Source organism: Halorhodospira sp. 9622, assembly GCF_022228025.1.
Lineage (GTDB): Bacteria > Pseudomonadota > Gammaproteobacteria > Nitrococcales > Halorhodospiraceae > Halorhodospira > Halorhodospira halophila_A.
The window spans coordinates 1-3962 of sequence record NZ_JAJNRE010000055.1; the positions used below are offsets into that span (position 1 = coordinate 1).

At 60.2% G+C, this 3962-nt stretch carries 5 protein-coding genes; 1 reads left to right on the plus strand and 4 read right to left on the minus strand.

Features of this window, described 5'->3' with window-relative positions; genetic code table 11:
* The first annotated feature begins 472 nt into the window (after nt 1–472).
* Entirely contained in the window at nt 473–679 is a 207-nt protein-coding gene (locus LRG07_RS13375; protein ID WP_238642677.1) for a hypothetical protein, read from the plus strand.
* Nucleotides 680–1281: 602 nt separating this feature from the next.
* Here LRG07_RS13375 and LRG07_RS13380 read toward each other — a convergent pair.
* The 4 genes from LRG07_RS13380 to LRG07_RS13395 form a co-directional block, all read right to left on the minus strand.
* Nucleotides 1282–1941 (minus strand): outer membrane beta-barrel protein, encoded by a 660-nt coding sequence (locus LRG07_RS13380; RefSeq protein ID WP_238642678.1) that lies wholly within the window; start codon nt 1939–1941, stop codon nt 1282–1284.
* A gap of 64 nt (nt 1942–2005) precedes the next feature.
* The gene (locus tag LRG07_RS13385) at nt 2006–2470 is read right to left on the minus strand and encodes a hypothetical protein (RefSeq protein WP_238642679.1); all 465 of its coding nucleotides are present in this window, start codon (nt 2468–2470) and stop codon (nt 2006–2008) included.
* Between the two features lie 232 nt (nt 2471–2702).
* Nucleotides 2703–3278, minus strand: coding sequence for a hypothetical protein (locus LRG07_RS13390; RefSeq protein ID WP_238642680.1), 576 nt, complete (start codon nt 3276–3278; stop codon nt 2703–2705).
* 128 nt (nt 3279–3406) lie between these two features.
* Complete coding sequence (locus LRG07_RS13395) at nt 3407–3568, minus strand: hypothetical protein (RefSeq protein WP_238642681.1); 162 nt, start codon at nt 3566–3568, stop codon at nt 3407–3409.
* Nucleotides 3569–3962 lie beyond the last annotated feature (394 nt).

Here is a 3962-nt window from a genome sequence, read left to right on the forward strand (position 1 = left end):
CGGTTTTGTGAGGTGCCATGAAGGAGGAAATCGGGCCTCTGAGGCTGGGTGGCCGATGCTTCGGCCCGTTGAGCCGCAGGTCGGTGGGCTCTGCCGCTCGAGTATGCCAATGCCGTTCCCGGGAACTGTTGGCTCCGGTGCCGTTAGGGTGAGCGCACCAGAGAGCGGCAATAACCCACTTGGGCGGCCCCATCTGAGTGCATAGTCACCTTTGCGGGTGAGCATATCGCAGCCCGAGCGGTGCTCTTAACGGCTTTGACCCGAGTCGGCCACGATTCAGTAACTCCATCTATGAATACTGGAGGCTCCGTGTGGCGGGGGGTGAGGCCGACCGGATGCAGTTCGTGGTACAGCACCGTCAGCGGGTGCACATGATCAGGCATGGACTATGCATCATCGAAAGTGTCGATACTGCCTCCACTGCGAGGTAGCAGCGTCAGTCAACCATGGCACCGCCAGGGAGGAATAAGCCATGATCGAACTGTCCCTCGCGCTTCTTGTGACCCTTATCGTGCTCGCGATCAGCGCACTGGTGCTTGTTGTCTCTTCGGTGCGCAAGCAGCACGCCCCCACTCGGTCGCCTTTGGCTTACGCAGCGTTTCTGGCGAGTGCACTGAACACCGCGTTGGCGGGTGCTGTCGGTGCGCTCGGCGCCGCCGCCTGGAGCGTGCTGGCTTGAGGTGAAAATAAGGTGAATGAAGTGACAGGGCCACTTGGTCCGTGCACTGGAGAGCCGCACGAGCGATACCGAGGGAGGGCCGCGCCATGCAACGGATGCGCAACCGAGCCAGATCTGGCACCTCGCGCGACTCAGTGGTTCTGGCTGCCTGGGCCATATGGTACGCGCAGCACCGAATGCTTGAGGCGAAGAAACGTGCCCTAATGGCTCCCACGCCCGATGCTCGCGAGCGTGCCGAGAACTGGGTGCTTGCCTGGGGCAACTTGCTGCGACACTTTCGATGAATCCCCAGCCTGCTTGGAATTGTCTTCGCAGCGCGGGGCTGTGGAAGGATGGTAGCGTCTCACTGCGCCATCGGTGGCCTTTTCTGAAAAAGGGTCAGGGCTCTGCTGCCTGCCCATGAACGTGGGGCGTCCGCGGTCTCCGGGCGCGCCGCGTTCCTGGCGGGGGTGCGGTTTTGGGGCGCCCTCCGTCTCCCGCTGGGCGTGAGGGGGAGCAAGCGCAAGGCATCGGCGTGGCGGCGGTCGCCAGTAAAGGGCGGTCAGCGTGGGCGATGCGCCGGCAAGTACCTCGCCGCGGTTGGGCGAGAATCTGTCCAATGCCTAGAAGCGGACCATCCCGCCGAGGCCGATGCTGTCAAGATCATCTTCGCGAAATACCGCTTGATTGAAGTATTCCGCAAATATCCACATGCTCGGACTTACGCGGTGAGTGATGCCAACTCCAGCAGCGGGCGCCATCTCCGATCGGGTTAATGAGCTGTCATTGTTCGTTTCAGAGATCTCTACGGTATAAGCTGTAAGGCCGCCCATTATATAGAGCTCATTTCTCGTTGGAAGTCCAAGATCAAAGTTCAATCGCGCCAAAGCGGACAGAGAGTGCTCTAGTTCGGCTTCTAGGTCGTCGTCAGAATCTTCTGAAAAACCGGTCATTGCGCGGGTTTCCAGCGTCAGCTGACGACTAAGTTGTGCTCCGATAAAGACACCCCCGCCGGCCGATTGCATGCTGGTGCCAGAATCTGCCCCCAATAGTCCACTTTCTGGCTCAAAAGTCCATCGAGACAGAAAAGCGCCCGCATACACGTTGTGACGTGTCACATCAGTTCCCTCGAATGTCCAGCCTCCGCCCTGCGCGCTCACTGCTGCCGATAGCACTGTTGCAAACAGACCTATGAGAACGCTAGGGATGTAGCGCTGCCCGCAAGCTCCTTGGCTCTTCGTCGTCGTGCTACTCTTCTGGCTTGAGCGCGTGTGCGATATCATGATTATGCTCCTGCTCAATGAGCTGCAACTTCCTGAACCCTCCGACGGCATGGCCCTTGGGGGATTACGGGCCTCGGGTTCTGATGTGTTCGCCAGTCATAACCTCTGCGAAGGTGTCACGGAGTCGTCGCGGGCGAGCAATGCCGCTTATCTGCTCCATGGAGAGGCCACGGTAACGATGGTCCGGCTTGCCTCGATCTGTCATCACGAAGCCGCCTGCGATACAGACGGGCAGCATGGCCAAGGCGATCAGAGGGCCACCGAGCACCGCGGCCCCGAGTGCGAGCATTAGCAATACAACTCCTAGCCCCCGGTGACCGATTTTGAGGCAAGCAAATCCGGTCACCGCAACCGCAAGCGACAAGAGTGCACCTGCTATTGCAGCGTAAAGCGCGGACTGGACGTCCTCGAAGACGAGGAACGCACCTGCCTTATAGGTTTCCGCTCCTTCGAATAGCAGCAACGCACCCATTCCTACGGTACCCAAAACACCACAGAGCATTGCGATCAGACTGCCTGCCGCTCTCATGGATTTATGCCTCCTGACCACTAATTCAGTCTATCAAGGCCTCGCTCACTGCCATAAATGATTAGGAGAGCGCGACTGTGTCTTCACTGTCACCAGGTTACCCGGGTACTGCAAGGCCTCAGAGGCCTATTCCAAAACGCAGTCCAACGACACGGGTCTCGTTCTCGGGCTCATAGACCTCGGTCAGCTGGCCATCAAGATCAACCACCTCCGGGTCCGACTCATCAATCTCTCAGTAACGCACAAACATCCCAAGTTGCCACGGTCGTCCAGCGCCATCGAACGACGATACCAGCTCCGCCTTCAGCCCAAACCCGCCGTCGAGGTCGTTCTTGGCATCCTCAAAGCTGCGTTCCACGTCGCTAAGATCCGACTCGACATGCCCGTTGAGAAGATGCCGCAGCTCGAGGCGGACCTGCGGCGGCCAGAACTGGCTCGTATCCTCGCGCCCAATTTCCATGCCGATCGGCAGATACACATACTGATGCGCCCGCCGGTAACCACCCGGGCCGCGCAGATCCTGCTCCCAGTACCGGTAACCGATGCCGATCACCGGGGCTACCGGCTCCTGGCGGCCAACCACGCGCATGCCAAAGTTGATCACCCGATCCCCGGTCTCGGTCTCAACCGGCGTACCGCCCCAGGTCTGCCCCTCGTAGTCCGTCCCACCAACCAGCAGCTCGCCATCGAAACGCAACCGGGCCCGGTCCACGGGCAGCTGCCCCTCACCCCGCACGCCGTAGAGCTCGCCGCTTTCCTCCATCACATCCGGCTCCTCGTAGTCGAAATCCGCAAGCACCAAGCTCACGAATCCGCCCCCTGGACCGGCCCAGGCCGCCATCGGCATGGCAAGCATCACAGCAACCAGCAGAGCAATGCACACAGACCTTTCCGCACAGACCGACATCCTGTCCTGCCTTCCCACTACTTGCCCCGCTACACGTCTTCGCCCTTCGTTTCAAACGTAACGGAGTAGCCGCGGTCGCCTTCGACCCCGATATGGTTGCCCACGAATCCCTCGGTGGCGGAAAGGGAGGTCATGCCGACCGCGCCGACTAACGCGATGCAAAACGGATAGAGGTGTCTTTGTGGAGTCATAGAGGGCCTCTCCTGTGGCATTAGCTGAGGTGTGTCCGCTGCTATTGGAGCACCTCGTCCCGGTCTTATGGAGGAAGCCAACGCTTTTGAACGTAGCAATTCCCTTAATGAGTCAGGCGACTGGTTCGGAATCAACGGGATGCGGCGGATGCGCCCATATCGCACGAAGGGGAAGGTTGGCGCAGTAACGCGAAGAGCCTGCGGGGAGTGCACGGCGCCGAAGGGAGGCGAGGCACAGGCGGGCGTGCCGAGAACTGGGGGCTTGCCTGGGGCAACTTCCTGCGGCCCCTTCGATGAACTCCCGGGCTGCTTGGGATTGTTCTCGCAGCCCGGGGCTGTGGCAAGAGGGCAGCGGTCTCACTCGTCATCGGCGGCCTTTTCTGAAAAAAGGTCG